Raw genomic sequence first — 19,355 nt, forward strand, 5'->3', positions numbered from 1 at the left:
TCAGATCTCCAGCACCTCTTCGTCCTCATCAATATCGCTATCATCAAAGGCCGAAAGTAAAGTCACCTCACTATGGATCAGTTCAGCGACCTCGCCAAGGTACTGACATTCAAAGACCTCAGCCACACTCAACTCAATTTGCCAGTGCACCTTAATCTCACTGAGTAGTCGCATCATCAATAGCGAGTGCCCGCCCAAGTCAAAGAAATTCGCCGACATACTGATGGTATTGGACTCTACCTCCAGCAAGCGTGCCACCACATCAACCAATTGTTGTTCCAGCGCGGTTTGCGGTGCAACATACTCTTCAGCAACGGCGGTTAACGCAATATCCGGCAATGCCTTTCTGTCTATTTTGCCATTGGCGGTCAGTGGCCAGGAGGTAATTAATTGCCAGGCCGAAGGCACCATATAAGGCGGTAAACTGTCAGACATAGTAGCCATAAGCTGATCGGTTAAGTCATCGGTTTGTTGCTGAGGGTGTGGCTCAACATACGCAACGATCAGGCCACGTGCTTTATTCACCATAACCAGAGACTGCGCAACCCGCTCATCCGCATTCAGTGCAGCCTCAATCTCACCCAGCTCTACCCGAAAACCCCGGATCTTAATCTGATCATCAATACGACCTACATATTCCACTAAGCCATCCTGCTTAAACCGCACCAAGTCACCGGTTCTATAAAGCTCAGCCGCTTGTCCAGGCTCTGAAAAATAGGGGTTTGCAATAAACCGCTCTTTACTCAGCTGAGGTTGATTCAGATATCCCAATGCCAGACCATCTCCCCCCACACAGAGCTCACCCACCACACCTTGAGGCAATTGACGTCCTTGCGGGCTCAGGACCAAAATATGATCCCCCTGCACACCTCGACCAATGGGTACACCGGCACTGATATCATCATCAGCCGGCACCGGATAGCAGCAGGTAAAGGTGGTATTCTCAGTGGGGCCATACCCATTAATCACGGTAATCTCAGGCAACTCTGTTTGCACAGCGGTGACGGCTTGTGGATTAAGCACATCGCCCCCGGCCAGCACAGTGTGTAATGCCAAAGTGTCTGACTCTAATTCGCCACACACCTTGCTCCATTCCGTGAACAGACCTGAGGTCAGCCACATTGCTGTTATCCCTTGCGTACGCAACACTTTGTTGATCCCGTCCAGAGACAGATAAGTCTCGGGGTACAACACACAGCGTCCGCCATTCAGCAGTGGGCCCCAAATTTCCAGAGTGGCTGCATCAAAGGCGATATTGGCGCTTTGCAGGAACACAGTCTGGTTGTTCAGAGTCATAAAGTTAGGGTCGTACACCAGACGATTGACTGCCCGATGCGGTGTCATCACCCCTTTGGGCGTGCCCGTAGAACCTGACGTGTAAATCACATAAGCAATCGACTGCGCCGTTAGCCCTTCAGCCCTGGGCAGATCTAATACACTCAGTGAAGACCATGGGGCATCAGGGATATCTACCGACACTTTCGCCACCGAGCTGAATGCCAGCACTTCATGCTGCGCTTGCTCAGTCAGGATCACAGTTAGCTGAGTATCCTCAAGCATATATGCCAGACGAGATTCAGGGTAAGTTGGATCCAGCGGTACATAAGCACCACCGGCTTTCAAAATCGCCAGTGTTGCGACCAGTAACTCCACAGAGCGGCCCAGGCACAAGCCCACTAAGGCACCTGCGCCAATCTGATGCGTTTCTCGAAGATACTGCGCCAGTTGGTTTGCACGCGCATTCAGCTCACCATAACTGAGCATCTGGTCATTCAGCTGCACAGCCACTTCATTGGGTGTAGCCGCAGCCTGTAACTCAAACAACTCATGAATACAGGACAGACGCGGATAGTTAGCGCGCCCACTCTGCCACGTGTCTTGCAGCGCTATCTCCGCAGGTGGTAACACCGCCAGCGTCGACACAGGCTGATTGCTATTATCTTGCAATGCACTCACCAGCGCATGTAGCGCCGTTTCCATCCAGTCAGCAATACGTGTTGCCTCAACGGTTTGCTCAATCTGGAAGTCCAGCGTAAAGCTGGCTTGCTCGCCCAGATCGTCAACAGACAGATCAAACGGGTAATTGGTACGCTCACGAGTACTCAACAGACTCGGCGCGCCCTCATCACGGTGAGACGCAGCCTGTTCCTGGGCGGCATCATGTCCGGTATGGCGATAATTAAGGATCGCACTGAACAGCGGCGTATTACCGCTGATGGCACTATGGCTTTGCGCTTCAGCCAGCGACACCTGCTCGTAAGGCAATAGTGCCTGCAGTGCGTTGTTCACCTCACTCAAGGCAACCTGAGCACTTTGCTGTCCCAGCGAAACACGCAGTGGCAAGGTATTAATCAACATGCCCATCATATGTTCTATGCCTGGCATACCATTCATCCGGCCGGACATCACAGTACCAAAAACCACCTCATCACGGCCTGTGCTGGCACTCAATACCTGCGCCCAGGCAAGATGAAATAATGCAGCCGGGCTGCATTGCAGGCGTCGGGATAGCGCCCGGATTTGCTGCGACAATGCCATATCAAGCGTCGTGCTGTATTCCGCTACCGCACTGCCATCTCCGGTCACCTGAGACAAACCAAATGGCAAGGTTGGCGTATCAATGTCACCGAGCTGCTCAGTGAAAAACGCCGCCGTATCCAGCTTAGTGCTTTGCGCCATTGAACGGGCGATAAACTCTCGATAAGGCAATGGTGCAGGCAATTCAGTCTTGTTTTGTTCACTCAGCTCAGACAGCAAAATTTCCAAAGAAACATGATCGGTGATCAAGTGATGGAACTTCAGCAATGCATAAATTCTGCCCTGCTCGTCCTGTGGTGACACCATCAGTTGGATCAGCGGTGCAGATTCCAACTCAAAGCCATGCGCAGCATTGGCCACATAGTCTTCAAACTGCGCTTTTATCTGTGCGCGCTCGAACGGCAACTCAGACACCGGTAGCTGCGCCTCACGTAATACAACCTGCACCGCCTGCGCACGGCCACGCCAGAAAATAGCAGTACGCAGCACATCATGACGCTGGATCACAAAGTTCAGCTCGGTTTTGAGTTGCGCCAGTTGCGACTCATCAGCCAGTTCAAACGCCATGGTACTGACATAAGGGTCGTGCTGCTGATTCAGCGTGTGCACAAACAACACCCCTTCCTGTAGCGGAGCAAGTGGATACATATCCTGCACGTTTGCAGCGCCACCAGGCACCTGAGCAATCAGAGTGTCTATGCTGTCCTGTGTCAGTTCAATCAAAGGCAACATGTCCGGGGTAATGGTGCTCGCCTGCTCGGGAATAAGGTTTTGAGGCACGCTGAATTCAAATTCAACCTGCGGTTGTGCGTCCAAATGCGCAGCCATCACACTCAGACTACCCGCCTTAAACAAAGCCTGTGCCTGGCACTGATAGCCCAGTTGTTTAACCCGAGACAGTAGCTGCATGACCAATAAAGAGTGACCACCCAGCGTAAAAAAGTTAGCATCACGGCTAATTTGCTCTACCGGCAGGTTCAGGACATCAGCCCAGATTGCAGCCAGCGTGCGCTCGGTATCGCTCTGTGGTGCAACATAATCGCGGCTTAAATCCGCCTGCTCAGGCTCTGGCAGCGCCTTGCGGTCAATTTTACCGTTAGGGGTTTGTGGCCATTCGTCAATCAACACAAAACTGGCCGGGATCATGTACTCAGCTAATGATTGACCCAGTGTCTCAACAATCGACGCTATCAGCGTCTGCTGCGCCGCTTGCGCCTGCTCTGCAAGCGGTTTAACGTAAGCAACCAGGCGCTGATTACCCTGCGTATCCGACAACGCCATCACCAGTGCCGAATCAACTTCGTGATGCTCACCGATATGATATTCAATTTCACCCAGCTCAATACGTAATCCGCGAATTTTTACCTGATGGTCCATTCGACCCATATATTCTATGGTGCCATCATCACGAAAACGCACCAGATCGCCGGTTTTATAGAGCCGCGAACTTGGCAATGTATCCTCAAACGGATTATCAATAAACCGCTCGGCAGTCAGCTCAGGGCGATTATGATAGCCGCGCGCCAGACCTTCACCACCAATATGCAGCTCACCACAGGCACCTTGTGGTAGCAGGTTAAGGGCCTCATCCAAGATCACCAGCTGGATATTCTGGATTGGTTTCCCAATCGGCACGCTGCTGCCGTGTGGCTGGCTGCAATCCCAATAGCTCACATCAATGGCCGCTTCGGTCGGACCATATAAGTTGTGTAGTTGTGCCGACGGTAAACTCGCTCTGAACTGTTCAACGTGGCTGATCTGCAGCGCTTCACCACTACAGAACACCTGATTAATGGACGTACAACGAGCCAGATCGCCATGCTCCAGCATCACACCCAGCATAGAGGGGACAAAGTGTAGTTTCGTGATCCCCGCAGCCACAATCAGCTCGCTAAGGTATTCCGGCTCTTTGTGACCACCCGGTTTGGCAATCACCAGCTCCGCCCCTTTGAGCATAGGCCAGACGAATTCCCATACAGATACATCAAAGCTATAAGGCGTCTTTTGCAAAATTCTGTCGTCCGGGCCACAGCCGTATTCGTTGTCCATCCAGTCAATGCGGTTATGCAGCGCCTGATGCTCAACCAACACACCTTTAGGTAGCCCGGTAGAACCTGACGTGTAAATGGTGTAGGCAAGATTGCGAGCATTCAGACCAATGTCACTCACTGCAATATTGGTATCTGGATAAGCGCTAAAATCGAACTCATCCAGTCGCGTAACGCTTGCTTCGCCAAGACTTACTCGCTCGGCAACCACAGCTGTGCTAAGTACCACAGCCGCATTGGCATCTTCAACCAGGTAAGCCAGGCGTGCCGGAGGCAACTCGGGGTCCAGCGGCACATAGGCGCCACCGGCTTTGAGGATACCCCAAATCCCTATCACCATTTCCAGCGAGCGCTCAACACACAAGCCCACTAACGAATCCGGTCCGATATTGTGCTCCGTGCGCAGATAATGGGCCACTTGGTTGGCTCTGCTATTGAGCTCACCATAGCTCAGAGTCTGCTCACCAAAGCGCAGTGCAATCTGCTCCGGGGCCGCTGCGGCCTGCTGCTCAAATAATTCGTGAATACACAGCTCTCGCGGATAATCCAGCGCTGTGTCGTTCCAGCCGTGCAGCTGCTGTTGGCGCTCCGCATCATCCAGCACACACAAACTCTGCACCGCAGTGCTGCTCTGGGTGTCTGCTAAATCCACGTCAAGTAAGTCCAGCACCTGAGTCAGTGTCACTTGCAGGTACTGTGCAATGCGCGCCGCTGGGGCACGTTTGTCCACCTGAAGTTCAAACCCAAAGCCATCGCCGAAGTCATCCACCGAGAGGTTGAACGGATAGTTGGTGCGCTCTTCACTGGCCAGCACTTTAAACCCGGCATCCTGCTCCAGCTGAGACTCCGCTACCGCCGAGTGACGATAGTTCAGCATCGCGCTGAACAGGGGCAGCTGACCGCTCACACCGCTGCAACGCTGCGCCTCGGCCAGCGACACCTGCTCGTACGGCATCAAGGCACGCAGGTCATCATTAATGTGTGCCAGCAGGCTCATCGCATCCTGCTCACTCAGCGACACTCGCAATGGCAGGGTGTTAATCATCATCCCCATCAGCTGGCTGCTCAGGCCATCATCGCTCATGCGGCCTGATAAGACAGTGCCGAACACCACCTCCGCCTGACCACTGCACACACCCAGCACTTTGGCCCAGACCAGATGGAACAGCGCCGCCGGGCTGCTGTGATACTGACGGGTCAGGCGGCGAATACGCTGCGCCTGTACGTCATCCAGGGTGACATGCACCGTCTCAATGCCCGAACCGTCATTCAGTACGTCCGTCAGACCATAAGGCAAAGTGGGTTCGCTGACATCCCCCAGCATCTGAGTGAAGAAGGTTTCGGTATCCAGACTCGCTGTGCGTGCCAGGGTGCGACCGACAAATTCCCGGTACGGCACTGGCTCACCCAGGCTGCCTTCATTGCCGTTCAGCAGCGCAGTCAGCTCGTGCACCAGAATTTCCAGCGAGACGTGATCTGAGATCAGGTGATGCTCACACAACAGCGCATAATGCTTGCCCTGCGCAGCGTCTTCACACACGCTCAGTTGCAACAGCGGCGCGTTTTCCAGCTCAATCCACAGCGGCTGCTCAGCCACATGGGCATTGAACGCGGCCCAGACATCCGCTTCCTCGCTGAAGTCCAGCTCAGTCACGGGCAGCGCTACCTCACGCTGTACCACCTGAAGTGCAGTGGTGCGGTTGCGCCATAAGATGGCGGTGCGCAGCACATCGTGGCGGGCAATCAGGGTATTCAGTGCCCATTTAAAGCGCTCAAGGGACTCGTGGCTGTCGAACTCAAACGTGGTGCTGGTAACATACGGGTCCTGCCCTTCACTCATGGTGTGTACAAACAGCACGCCTTCTTGCAACGGTGCCAGCGGGTAGATGTCCTGAATATTGGCCATGCCACCGGGGATGGTCTGGGCAATATCCGTGAGCTGTTGCTCATCCAGCTCAGTGAGCGTCACCATCTCCGGGGTGATCTGGGTGCAATCCGCCGGAATTAAATTGGCGGGCACACAACTTGATTCCTCACTCCCAAGTGCCCGAACCTGGCGCGCCATGTCCTGTAGCGTGTGTGCCCTGAACAAGGCCTGCACGTCCGCCTGATACTGACGTGCGCGCAGCTGACTGACCAGCTGCATAATCAGCAATGAATGGCCCCCCAGCGCGAAGAAATTAGCATGGACACCCACCTTATCGACGTCCAGCGACAACAGCGACGCGACGATGTCGACCACCATTTTCTCGGCGTCGGTTTGTGGTGCCTGATAAGGCTGCTCCACCGTTTTAGCTGGCAGGGCCAGCAGTGCTCGCTTGTCCAGTTTGCCATTGGCCGTCAGCGGCCACTGAGCAACAAAACTATAAGCCGACGGCACCATGTAATCCGGCAGGTTGCCGCTCAGGTGCTGTTGCAGTGCGTCAATCAGACTGCTGTCTTGCTCACTTTGAATGAAAGCGCGCAGTACCTTGCCACCTTGCTTACCGGCCTCGGCCAGTACCACCGCCGATTCAACCCGTTCATGACTCATCAGCTGGGTTTCTATCTCACCCAGCTCCACCCGGAAACCACGGATCTTGACCTGATCATCGCTGCGTCCAACAAACTCGATTTCTCCATCAGCGCCGATACGCACCAAATCACCGGTTTTATACAACCGCGCACTCAACGCTGGATTAGCCGGATCACAATACGGGTTATCAATAAAGCGCTCGGCGGTGAGTTCGCTTTGATGTAAATAACCACTGGCCAGACACTGACCACTGACATACAGCTCGCCCACAACACCCGGCGGGCATAACGTCAGCTGCTCGCTGAGCACCAGAGTCGCAGTATTGACGTTTGCGCGGCCAATGGGCACCGCACGCGGGTCATCGTAACCACCGCTGATGGCATAGCCCGATGCGGTGACTGTGGTCTCGGTCGGACCATAGGTATTGAGCAGCACAAAGCCCGGTTTAAGGGAAGCTACCGATTGTTTATCCAGCGCTTCACCGCCGACAATCACCAGTCGCAGTACCAGGGATTCAAGCTCCGCCTCGCTCAGCGCCAGCATATGCCAGAACGCCGTTGGCAGGCTGGCCACGCTGATGGCATGGCTGTCGCAGAAGGCGATAAAGGCCTCGCGGCTCAGCGACACGTCTTCGTCGCGCAGTACCAAAGTGGCGCCCTGCGTCAATGTCGCCAGCCATTCCTCGACGAAAATATCAAAGTTCATAGTAGAGAACTGCAACACGTTGTCAGCTTCGGTGATTTCGTAGCGTTGCTCACAGTTAGCGGCAAAGTTGATCAGGTTATGATGACTTATCATCACGCCTTTGGGGTTACCGGTTGAGCCCGAGGTGTACATCACATAGGCCAGATTATCCGGGGCCAGCGCCACATCCGGATTGCTGATTGGATAGTTTGCAAACTGACTGGCGTTATCCAGCAGCACAGCCGTGACGTTAAAATCGTTCAGGATCCCGGCAACTTTTTGCTGGGTCAATACCACAGACAAGCCGGTGTCTTCGACCATGTACGCTAAACGTTCCTGCGGATAATCCGGGTCCAGCGGCACATAGGCCCCGCCTGCTTTAAGGATGGCCAGCACCGCCACCATCATTTCCAGCGAGCGGCCCACACACAGACCCACCAGGGTATCCGGGCCCACCTGATGCTCGGCCCGTAAATAGTGTGCCAACTGGTTAGCGCGTTCATTCAAATGCTGATAAGTCAGTGTGCCCTCATGGCTCTTGACGGCAATGCGCGCGTCGCTTTGTGCGGCGCGTGTTTCAATGAGCTGGTGCACCGGCATCGCAGACAAAGTCACGCTCGGCCCGCATAAATCTGCCAGATAGGCCTGTTGCTCTTGTGTGTCCATCAATGTCAATTGAGCCAGCGCCGTGCTGGCAAGGCTATTACTGAACAGGTGTATTGCCCGGATCAGATGACGATTCAGAGTTGCAATATAGTCATCATCAAACAACGCCAGATCATACGTCCAGCGCAGTACGTAACCTCCGTCCTGTGGGGTAATGTCGATATCTATGTCGTACTTCAGCGACACAATCTCGCGCTCGTACTGCCCAAAGCGCAGTCCGTCCAGTCCAATATCAGACTGATCGCTCACCCCAAAGTCACTGTCCATGGACAACATGATCTGAAACAGCGGATCGTGCGACAGGCTGCGCTCGACATTTAAACGCTCGACTAACTGCTCAAAAGGCACATCCTGATTGTTCTGCGCGTCCCGGTGCACTTCACGCACGTGAGCAAAATAGTCACCGAGCGTAGCGTGTTGCGTTTGAGTTCTGAGCACCAGATTATTGACGAAGAAGCCGATCAGCGGCTCCAGTTCGCTTTGCAATCGGTTGGCGACCGGTGTGCCGATCAGAATATCCTGCTGATTACTGTGTTGTGCCAGCACCCAGCTCAACGCACTGTGTACCAGCATAAAAGGCGACATCTCGTTACGCTGCGCCACGGTCGTGAGCTGTTGGCTTAGCGTACTGTTAAGACTAAAACTCTGACACCCTGCAGCCGTTTGTTTTTCTTCCGGGCGCGGTTGTTTCAGCGGCAAGCTATGGACCGAGGGCGCGTCGGCTAATGTTTCCTGCCAGTATGATAACTGTGATTCCAGTACGTTTTCCTGCAACCAGGTTTGCTGCCACAGCGCATAATCGGCGTACTGAATGGCCAGTTCAGGCAAAGGATTCTCTGCCCCTTGTGCAAACGCCCGATAAAGAGTCAGAAACTCCTGACTGAGCAATTCAATTGACCAGCCATCAGACGCAATATGATGCATATTGAACAGCAACACCCCGTCTTGCTGCGCGCTCCCCGGATTTGCAAGCAAAATATAACGTGCCCGCATCATCACATCCTGTGTCAGATCAAACGGGGTATTCAGCTCCTCATCAATCAGGGCTTCGAGCTGCGCCGAACGAGCACTTGCTTCCAGTGTGGTCAAATCGCTGTGGGCGATAGCAAAGGTCACCTCGTCACGAATATGCTGCCGGGCTCCGTTTTCACCATCAACCACCACTGTGCGCAGTATTTCATGACGGCGGATAATGGCCTGACAGGCACGCTCAGCCACCGCCAGATCCAGCTCCCCGGTGACTGTCATCAGGGCAGGCATATTATATTGTGCCGAACCCTGTTGCAGCTGGTCGATAAACCATAACCGGCGCTGTGAAAACGACAGCGGTGCTAAGGTCTGATATTGCTCAGCGCGCGGCGTAACGGCCTCGCGCTTAGGTTGTGCTTCGCTGTCACTCAAATAAGCCAGCAATTGTGTTTTATTATCTCTGATCAGCTGCGCTATCTCTGCGGTGACTGCGCCCTTTTCAGCTTCGACTACGAGCGACCCGTCAGAGACACTCACCAAAATCAACTTGTCCTGAAGCAGACTTACTAACTGTTGCGGTTTCATTAAAACACAATCCTTTCTACATTATCTGATTGTTCTAACTTAGCTTTTAGTGCTTTAGCGGCCAGCAACTCATCGAGCTGCACGGCTTGCTCAGCCACCGAGGTGTACTTAAATAACTGTTTGATAGTCAGTGTACAGTCAAACCGGCTTTCGATGTCTTTCATCAACTTAATCACCAGCAGAGACTGACCGCCAAGAGAAAAGAAGCTCGCCTGGGTACTAATTTGCCCTTCATCCAGGCCCAGCACCTGAGACCAGATGGCCACCAAAGCCAACTCAGTATCGGTTTGTGGCGCAATATACTCGCCGCCCAATCCGGCATGCTCCGGGGCAGGCAGCGCTTTACGATCGATTTTGCCGTTCGGAGTTTGTGGCCACTCATCCAGCAATACAAAACTGGCTGGGATCATATATTCAACCAGGGCGTCACCGAGTTGTGACTTGATAGCATCGATCAATACCTGTTGAGACGCTTCATCGCCCAATGTATGCGGCTTCACATAGGCCACCAGGTGCTGATTACCCTGCGTGTCCTCAAGCGCCATCACCAGTGCTGAGTCCACTTCACTGTGCTCACCGATGTGATACTCAATTTCGCCCAGTTCGATACGCAACCCGCGGATCTTCACCTGATGGTCAATACGACCCATGTATTCGATGACGCCGTCATTGCGATAACGCACCAAATCGCCCGTTTTGTAGAGACGCTGGCTGCTACCCGCTTCGCTGTCATCATAAAATGGGTTAGCAATAAAGCGCTCTTCGGTCAGATCTGCGCGATTATGATAGCCGCGCGCCAGCCCGTCTCCGCCGATGTGTAATTCACCGCATGCGCCCTGAGGTAACAGATTGAGTGCGTCATCCAGTACATAGAGCTGGATATTCTGAATTGGCTTACCAATGGGCACACTGCTGCCATAAGGCTGTGAACAATCCCAGTAGCTGACGTCGATGGCCGCTTCAGTTGGACCATAAAGATTGTGTAACTGCGCACAAGGCAACACGGCCCGGAACTGCTCTACATGGCTGATCTGCAATGCTTCACCACTACAGAATACTTGTTTGATTGAAGTACAACGACTCAAGTCACCATGCTCCAGCATCACACCCAGCATAGAGGGTACAAAATGTAGCTTAGTGATACCTGCTTCGACGATCAGGTCACTCAGGTAATCCGGGTCTTTGTGGCCACCTGGCTTGGCAATCACCAACTCAGCCCCTTTGAGCATGGGCCAGACAAATTCCCATACTGACACATCAAAGCTGTAAGGCGTTTTTTGTAATATCTTGTCGTGAGGTCCACAGCCATACTCTTCATCCATCCAGTCGATGCGGTTATGCAGCGCCTGATGTTCAAGCAATACGCCTTTTGGCATGCCAGTGGAGCCAGAGGTATAAATGGTATAAGCCAGATTAGTTGCACTGAGACCAATATCGCTCACTGTGATGTTAGTATCACTATGAGCATCGTAGTCAAAGCCATCGAGCTCAACAACCTGCGCTTCACCCAGCGCGACACGCGCAGCGACCTCTTGGGTACTCAGCACGACGCTGGCTCGAGCATCTTCCACCAGATATGCCAGTCTGGCACTGGGCAGCTCTGGATCCAGCGGCACATACGCACCGCCGGCTTTGAGAATACCCCAGATCCCGATGACCATTTCAAAGGAGCGCTCCACGCACAGTCCGACCAGAGCATCCGCACCCACGCCATGTTCGTTGCGCAGATAGTGGGCCAGCTGATTGGCTTTACTGTTGAGCGTTTCATAACTCATTGTCTGTGCGCCAAAGCGCAGCGCCGTAGCCTGAGGTGCGCGGACAACTTGCTGCTCAAACAGCTCATGAACACACACCTCTCGGGTATAATCCCGGGCCGTGTCATTCCACTGCTGTAATTGCTCATAACGCTCCTGCTCTGACAACAGTGGCAGCGTATCCAGCGGATTGGCCAGCTGTGCCTGAGTGAGACGCGCCAGATACCTGAGTACGCCCTGGAAGTGTTTATCCAACGCCACAATGTGCTGCTCGCTAAATAGTCCAGTGTCATACAACCAGTTAACGGTCAGTCCGGCATCATCCAGGTCAATGTTAATTTCGATATCAAACTTGGTGGTACAGGCCTCCGGCAGCCTAGGGGTGAACTCCAGCCCAGCCAACTGTTGCCCAGAACTGTCTGCCAACGCAAATTCTGAATTGGTAGTCAGCATGATCTGAAACACCGGGCTATAGGCCGTGGATCGTGGGATTTGTAAGGCATCAACTAACTGTTCAAACGGCACATCCTGATGTGACTGGGCACCAATATGGGCCTCTTTAACATGCTCAAGGTAATCGCCCAAATTATGATGACGGGTGCTGACTCTCAGTACCAGCGTATTGGCAAAATAGCCGATGAGGTCAGCCACTTCGGGTTGCGCACGATTCGCCACCGGTGTACCAATCACAATATCGTGCTGATTACTGTGGCGCGACAGCACATAAGCCAATGCACTGTGCACTAGCATAAATGGCGTGATCCGGGCCGCTTCAGCAAAGCTTTTAAGTCCCTGGCTCAGCGTGCCTGGCAACAAGCTAGTGAAGCCTTTGGCACTGAACGCTTTTTCTTCCGGGCGCGGCTTATCCAGTTGCAGACCATGCACGGCCGGCGCATCGTTCAGGGTTTCGCGCCAGTAATTGAGTTGCGTTTCCAGTGCTTTGGCGCCGCCTTGCGCGTTATTCAGCCAGTCGCGCTGCCAGATTGCATAGTCGGCATATTGGATAGCCAAAGGTGGTAACGCAGCCTCAGTGCCCGAGACGAGCGCTTCGTAGAGTGCCATAAACTCGTTAGACAACAACTCCACCGACCACCCATCCGAGGCAATGTGGTGCATATTAAATGCCAGTACGCCACGCTGAGGTTGGTTATGATCGGCATAATTAAGCAGGACATACTGAGCGCGGAGCATCAAATCGCAGTCCAGTTTAAATGGCGTCAGCGCATCTTCGCTTAGCAGCTGGTTAAGCCGGTCTGTTTTGGCGCGTTCGCTCAGCTCACTTAAATCCTGCAAAGTCAGGGTCAGCGCGCCGTGGCTGCGGATCAGCTGAACCGGTTCGGCGTCCTGCTCCAGATAGACCGTGCGCAATGCTTCATGACGCGCAACCAGGCTATTCAACGCAGCCTGGGCGGCATCCAGATCTAATACGCCATCCACATCAAAGGCCACCGGCATGTTGTACTCAGCACTGCTGCCATTGAGCTTGTCGATAAACCACAAGCGTTGCTGAGCAAACGACAGTGGCAGGTGCGCATTGTCTTCACGCGGCTGCGCCACAATAGGTGGCTGTACCATGACATCAGTTTGCTGTGCAACACGTTCAGCCTGCTGTGCGATGGTCGTTGCGGCAAAGATATCCTTAACACTTAGCTCGCATTGCAGCTGAGTTCGGATCCCGGCCAGCAGCTTCATCAGCAACAGAGAATGTCCGCCCAGCTCGAAGAAGTTGGCCTCTACGCTGACCTGACCATGCTCCAGTTTAAGTAAATCCGCCCAGATCCCAACCAGGGTGTATTCAGTGTCATTGCGCGGCGCAACGTACGCTTGCTCACCCAGAACGGCGTCCGGCGCTGGGAGCGCACGTCTGTCGACTTTCCCATTGGCTGTCAGTGGCCACTGAGTCACGGTAACAATGGCGCCCGGTAACATATAGGCAGGCAATTGCTCACCGAGCGCTGCTTTTAATAGGCTCAGCCAGGTCTCATCTGTATCGGCTTCTGCGGCTTTTACATAGGCGACCAGTTGCAACGTGTCATCCGCCAGTGGCATAGCCTGCACCAAAGCAGAGTCCACCATTGCCAGCTCAGCAATGCGATTTTCCACTTCGCCCAGCTCAATACGGTGACCGCGAATTTTAACCTGATCGTCCTGACGACCCAGATAATGTAGCTCGCCGTTTTCATCATAACGGGCCAAATCACCCGCGCGATACAAACGCTCCCCAAGCCAAGGGTAACGCTGGGTGTCGAATGGATTGTCAATAAACCGCTCGGCACTGAGTGCTTCGCGGTTAAGATAGCCGAGGGCAAGACCTGCACCACCGACATAGATTTCGCCCGCGCACCCATCAGGTACCAGCTTCAGTGCATCATCGAGCAGTACGATGTGCTGGTCGCGCAGCGGTCTGCCAATGTTGATCGGCGCATTGGGTTCTATACGTTTATAGGTCACATGCACCGTGGTTTCTGTGATCCCATACATGTTAATGAGTTCAGTTGGCTGCTGTGCAAAGTGCGTCCACCACTGGCTAACATGACTTGGCGTAAGCCCTTCGCCACCAAATACGATGCTGCGCAACGAAGGTAAGGCCTGTTGTGCCGTCACCAGATATTCGGTGAGCTGTTTAAAGGCACTCGGCGTCTGGTTGAGAATAGTCAGGGCGTTACGCTGACACAAAGCCACAAACAATTGACTGTCCTTGACTTCATCCAGGCTTGGCATCAGCAGCTTGCCACCAAACAGCAGAGCGCCCCAGATCTCCCAGACACTGAAGTCAAAAGCAAAGGAATGGAACACACACCAACAATCGTCTTCATTAAAGTTAAAATCGGGCTGAGTCACATCAAACAGGCGACCGACATTGCGGTGCGTTTGCAACACCCCTTTTGGTTTACCCGTGGAGCCCGAGGTGTAAATCACATAGGCCAGATTATCCGAAGTATGTGTCGTTAACTGCACGTTATCCGTGCTGTAACCCGTCAATGCCAGCTGATTCAGGTCGATAATAGGCGTGTCTTGAAGTGCCAACGCATCGGCCACCTGATCTTCGCCCAGCACCAACGCGACGCCCGCATCCTGACAGATAAAGTCGAGGCGCTCCTGCGGATAGTTAGGATCAAGCGGAACATACGCACCACCGGCTTTGAGAATCGCCAGTATGCCCACAATCATGTTGACCCCACGACCCACGCAGAGGCCTACCAGCGTATCCGGGCGGATATCGTGTGCTTCAATAAGATAGTGTGCCAGCGCATTGGCCCGCGCGTTCAATTCGTGATAAGTCAGCGACTCTTGCTGATATACCAGTGCAGTGCGCTCGCCAAATTTGGCTGCCTGACTTTCAAATCGAGCCTGAATGCTGCTTGTTGTGTCTGTGTCGACGGCGTGTGATACATTCGCGCGCATTAGCGCATCTTGTTGTGCCTCGTTCAAGACACTGAGTTTTGCCACCGGAGTATCAGACTCGTCATGCAACGCACGCAGCAACTGGTCGATGGCACACGTCACATACTCGCCTATTGCGTTTACGTCGACTGAGCGGTCAACTTGCAGGTTAAAGGAAAACGCCTTGCCCCAGTCATCCACACATAAATTAAATGGATAGTTAGTACGCTCTTTAGCAGCGATGGCTTGTGCGCCCCCTTGTGCTGGCGCTTCTGCCAGGCGGGAATGACGATAATTGAAAATGGCACTGAATAAAGGCGTTTGTCCACTGACACCACTGCACGCCTGCGCTTGGGTTAGCGACGCCTGTTCATACGGCATCAACCCGAGCAGGGCCTGATCGACCTGCTTCAATAGAGTATCCGCCGCTTCATCTGCCAGATTCACACGCAGAGGCAAGGTATTGATCATCATCCCCATCATCTGCTCAATGCCCTGCTGGCCACTCATTCGGCCCGACAACACAGTACCAAATACTACATCCCGGCTCTGACTGCAGGCCGACACCACCATGGCCCAGGCCAGATGGAAAAACGCCGCCGGACTCATACCGCGTTGCTGCATCAGAGTGCGGATCTGCGAAGATTGTTGCTGGCTCAGTTCACGGTGTAATTCATTGCAGTACAAATCATCAGCGCGGGTACTATCCAGTCCAAATGGATGGCAGGGCGTCTCAATATCACCCAACTGATCGGTAAAATATTTGCGACTATCCAGTTGCTCCGCATTGTGTAGCGTCTGGGCGATAAACTGTCGATAAGGCAAAGCATCAGGCAGCTGTGCAAAAGCTTGCTCATCCATGGCCAGCTCACCCATGATCATTTCAACGGAGATGTGATCGAGCAAAATGTGATGCTCTTTGAGCACCCCGCAGTAAGTATCCGTGGCCGGATCATGAGCCAATTCCAACTGCACTAAAGGTGCCAGCTCCAGATCCATACGATGTATGCCCTCGGCAACATAGGCATCGAGTTTTGCCCGGGCGTCCGTCTGACCAGAGAACGACAACCAGGTTGGTAACAGTTCACAATGACGCAGTACCACCTGTAAAGGGGCTTGACACTCGCGCCAGGCTACCATAGTTCGCAGCACGTCGTAGCGTGCAATGATCTGATTAAAGCGCGCAACGAAACTGTCAATCTGAGCTTCGCTGTCAAACTCAAGCGTGATAGTGGTGACATAGGGGTCGGATTTTTCCGTCGCACTGTGAACCAGGAATATGCTTTCCTGCAAAGGTGCCAGCGGATAGATATCAGCAATATTAGCGGCCCCACCTGGAACACGCTCACTCAGTGTATCCAGCTCGCTCTGAGTTAAAGCGGTTAACGTCACCATATCCGGCGTGATCTGGGTACATTGTGCTGGAATGCCATTTTGCGGTAATTCAGGCTCGCTCTGATGGACCGCGTCTGTGATGGTTTTGGCCATCTCACCCAGCACTCGAGCGTTAAACAGTGCCTGCACCGACGTACTCAGGCCTTGCTTTTTCAACTGGCTGACCAGCTCCATCACCATCAGAGAATGACCGCCCAATTCGAAGAAGTTAGCCGCCATGCTGACTTCACCAGGTTCCAGATTTAACAGCTCAGCACATAGCGCTGCCAGAGCTTGTTCCTGCTCAGTAACCGGGGCGAGATATTCAACTTCATAGCCCAAACTTTGCGGTACTGGCAGTGCTTTACGATCAATTTTACCGTTTGGCGTTTGCGGCCATTCGTTAAGTACCACGAAATTCGATGGCACCATATAATCGGCCAGCGACTCGCTCAGCTGACTTTGCACTGAGGCGATCAGGGCCTGCTGTGCTTCATCCGTCAATTCACTGCTCGGCTTAACATAGGCCACCAGTCGTTGATTGCCTTTGTCATCACTCAGTGCCATCACCAGCGCAGAATCGACCTGTTCATGCTCGCCAATGTGATATTCGATTTCACCCAGCTCAATACGCTGACCCCGGATCTTGACCTGATGGTCCAGACGACCCATGTATTCGATGTTGCCATCTTCACGAAAACGCACCAGATCGCCGGTTTTATACAGGCGTTTGCTGACGCTTTGCGGATAAAACGGATTATTGATAAAGCGCTCTTCGGTCAGCTCAGGGCGGTTGTGGTAACCTCTTGCCAGGCCTTCACCGCCAATGTGTAACTCACCGCACGCGCCCTGTGGCAACAAGTTAAGCGCATCGTCCAGTATATATAACTGAATATTTTGGATAGGTTTACCAATGGGGATGCTGCTGCCATGGGGCATCGCGCAATCCCAGTAGCTAACGTCGATGGCCGCTTCTGTCGGGCCATAGAGATTGTGCAACTGCGCGGTAGGTAACAATACCTTAAACTGCTCAACATGACTGATTTGCAGGGCTTCACCACTACAAAATACCTGTTCAATTGAACTGCACGTGGCCAGGTCGCCATGTTCCAGCATCACGCCCAGCATGGAAGGCACAAAGTGCAGTTTGGTCACACCAGTTGCGACAATCAGCTCATTGAGGTAAGCCGGATCTTTGTGTCCACCCGGCTTGGCAATCACCAACTCGGCCCCTTTAAGCATGGGCCAGACAAACTCCCATACCGAGACATCAAAGCTGTAGGGGGTTTTTTGTAAGATTTTATCCTGCGGCTGACACCCGTACTCATTGTCCATCCAGTCGATGCGGTTATGCAACGCCTGATGTTCGAGTAATACGCCTTTGGGTTTACCCGTCGAGCCTGAGGTATAAATAGTGTACGCCAGGTTCTGTGCCGTCAGGCCAATGTCGCTAACCGGAATATTCGATCCCGGATTGGCTTCGAAGTCGAAGTTGTCCAGCGCAATGACCGCCGCATCGCCCAGCGATACCTGTTCAATGATCCCTTGTGTGCTCAGCACCACTCTGGCGCTGGCATCCTCCACCAAATAGTTCAGCCGACCTGATGGCAATTCCGGATCCAGTGGCACATAAGCACCGCCGGCCTTGAGGATCCCCCAGATACCAATCACCATTTCAAATGAGCGCTCAGTGCATAAGCCAACCAATGCGTCCGGACCAATCGCATGCTCAGTACGCAGATAATGAGCCAATTGGTTGGCCTTGGTGTTGAGCGTGTCATAACTCATGGTGCGTCCGTCAAAGCGCAACGCGATGGCTTCTGGCGTGGCTTTAGCTTGCTGCTCAAACAGTTCATGCACGCAACGCTCACGAGGGTATTCCAACGCTGTGTCATTCCAATCCAGCAGTTGTTGTTGTCGCTCAGTGTCGGACAGCAGGTTCAAGGTATTGGGCTTGGCTGACAACTCAGCCGGGGTCAATGCTGCCAGTTGCGAAAGTACGGTATTTAAGTGGTTAGCAATAGCGCTGACACGCTGCGCACCAAACAAAGCAGTATCGTAAGTGATCTCTATCGCCACGCCCTGCTCGTTCAATGCCACTTCTATTTCTAAATCAAATTTCGTAGTCACACTGCTGGCAGGGCGCTGCGCGATTTGCAGACCATCCAATGCCAGTTGTTGCTCCCTGACACCATAATCCGTGTTAGTGGTTAGCATGATCTGAAACAGCGGTGCATGAGCACCGCTGCGAGGTACATTGAGCTTTTCGACCAACTGCTCAAAAGGCACATCCTGATTAGCCTGAGCGCCAAGGTGTACGGATTTTACATGCGCAAAGTAGTCTGTGAAGCTGGCCTGCTCAGTATTCAACCGCAGCACCAGCGTATTAGCGAAGTAGCCAATCAACCCCTCTAATTCTGCGTGACCACGGTTGGCGATGGGCGTACCAATCACAATATCACTGCTGTTGCTATGACGTGACAGCACATAAGCCAGTGCGCTGTGGATCAGCATAAACGGTGTCAGTTGCTGCTGACGGGCTAAGTGTTGTAAAGCCTGCGCCTGACTCGCGGATAACTCGCTGCGTACCAGTGCACCATAAAGCTGCTTAGTCGCCGGACGCTCAAAGTCAGGGGTAATACCGTGAACCGCCGGCGCATCGGCCAGCGTTTTTTGCCAGTAAGTGAGCTGCTCAGCAAGCGCCTCTTTAGTCAGGTGCTCGCGCTGCCAGTGCGCATAATCATTATATTGCAATGGCAATGGCGCCAGGTTCGCAACCTGCCCGGATACTCTTGCGTGATAGGCCTGAACAAACTCACGGGTCAGAATTTCCATGGA

At 53.3% G+C, this 19,355-nt stretch carries 2 protein-coding genes (1 of these 2 only partly in view); both read right to left on the minus strand.

Annotated features, from left to right (window positions below; all coding sequences use genetic code 11):
- The gene (locus tag CWC22_RS22805) at positions 1-10,005 is read right to left on the minus strand and encodes a non-ribosomal peptide synthetase (protein WP_195879875.1); all 10,005 of its coding nucleotides are present in this window, start codon (positions 10,003-10,005) and stop codon (positions 1-3) included.
- On the minus strand, positions 10,005-19,355 hold the 3' portion of the coding sequence (locus CWC22_RS22810) for a non-ribosomal peptide synthetase (protein ID WP_138539786.1). It continues 657 nt past the right edge of the window; only the last 9,351 of its 10,008 coding nucleotides appear in the window; the start codon falls outside the window, past its right edge; the stop codon is at positions 10,005-10,007. The genes CWC22_RS22805 and CWC22_RS22810 overlap by 1 nt, the downstream gene beginning before the upstream one ends.

The sequence above is a fragment of the Pseudoalteromonas rubra genome (genome assembly GCF_005886805.2).
Taxonomy (GTDB): Bacteria; Pseudomonadota; Gammaproteobacteria; order Enterobacterales; family Alteromonadaceae; genus Pseudoalteromonas; species Pseudoalteromonas rubra_D.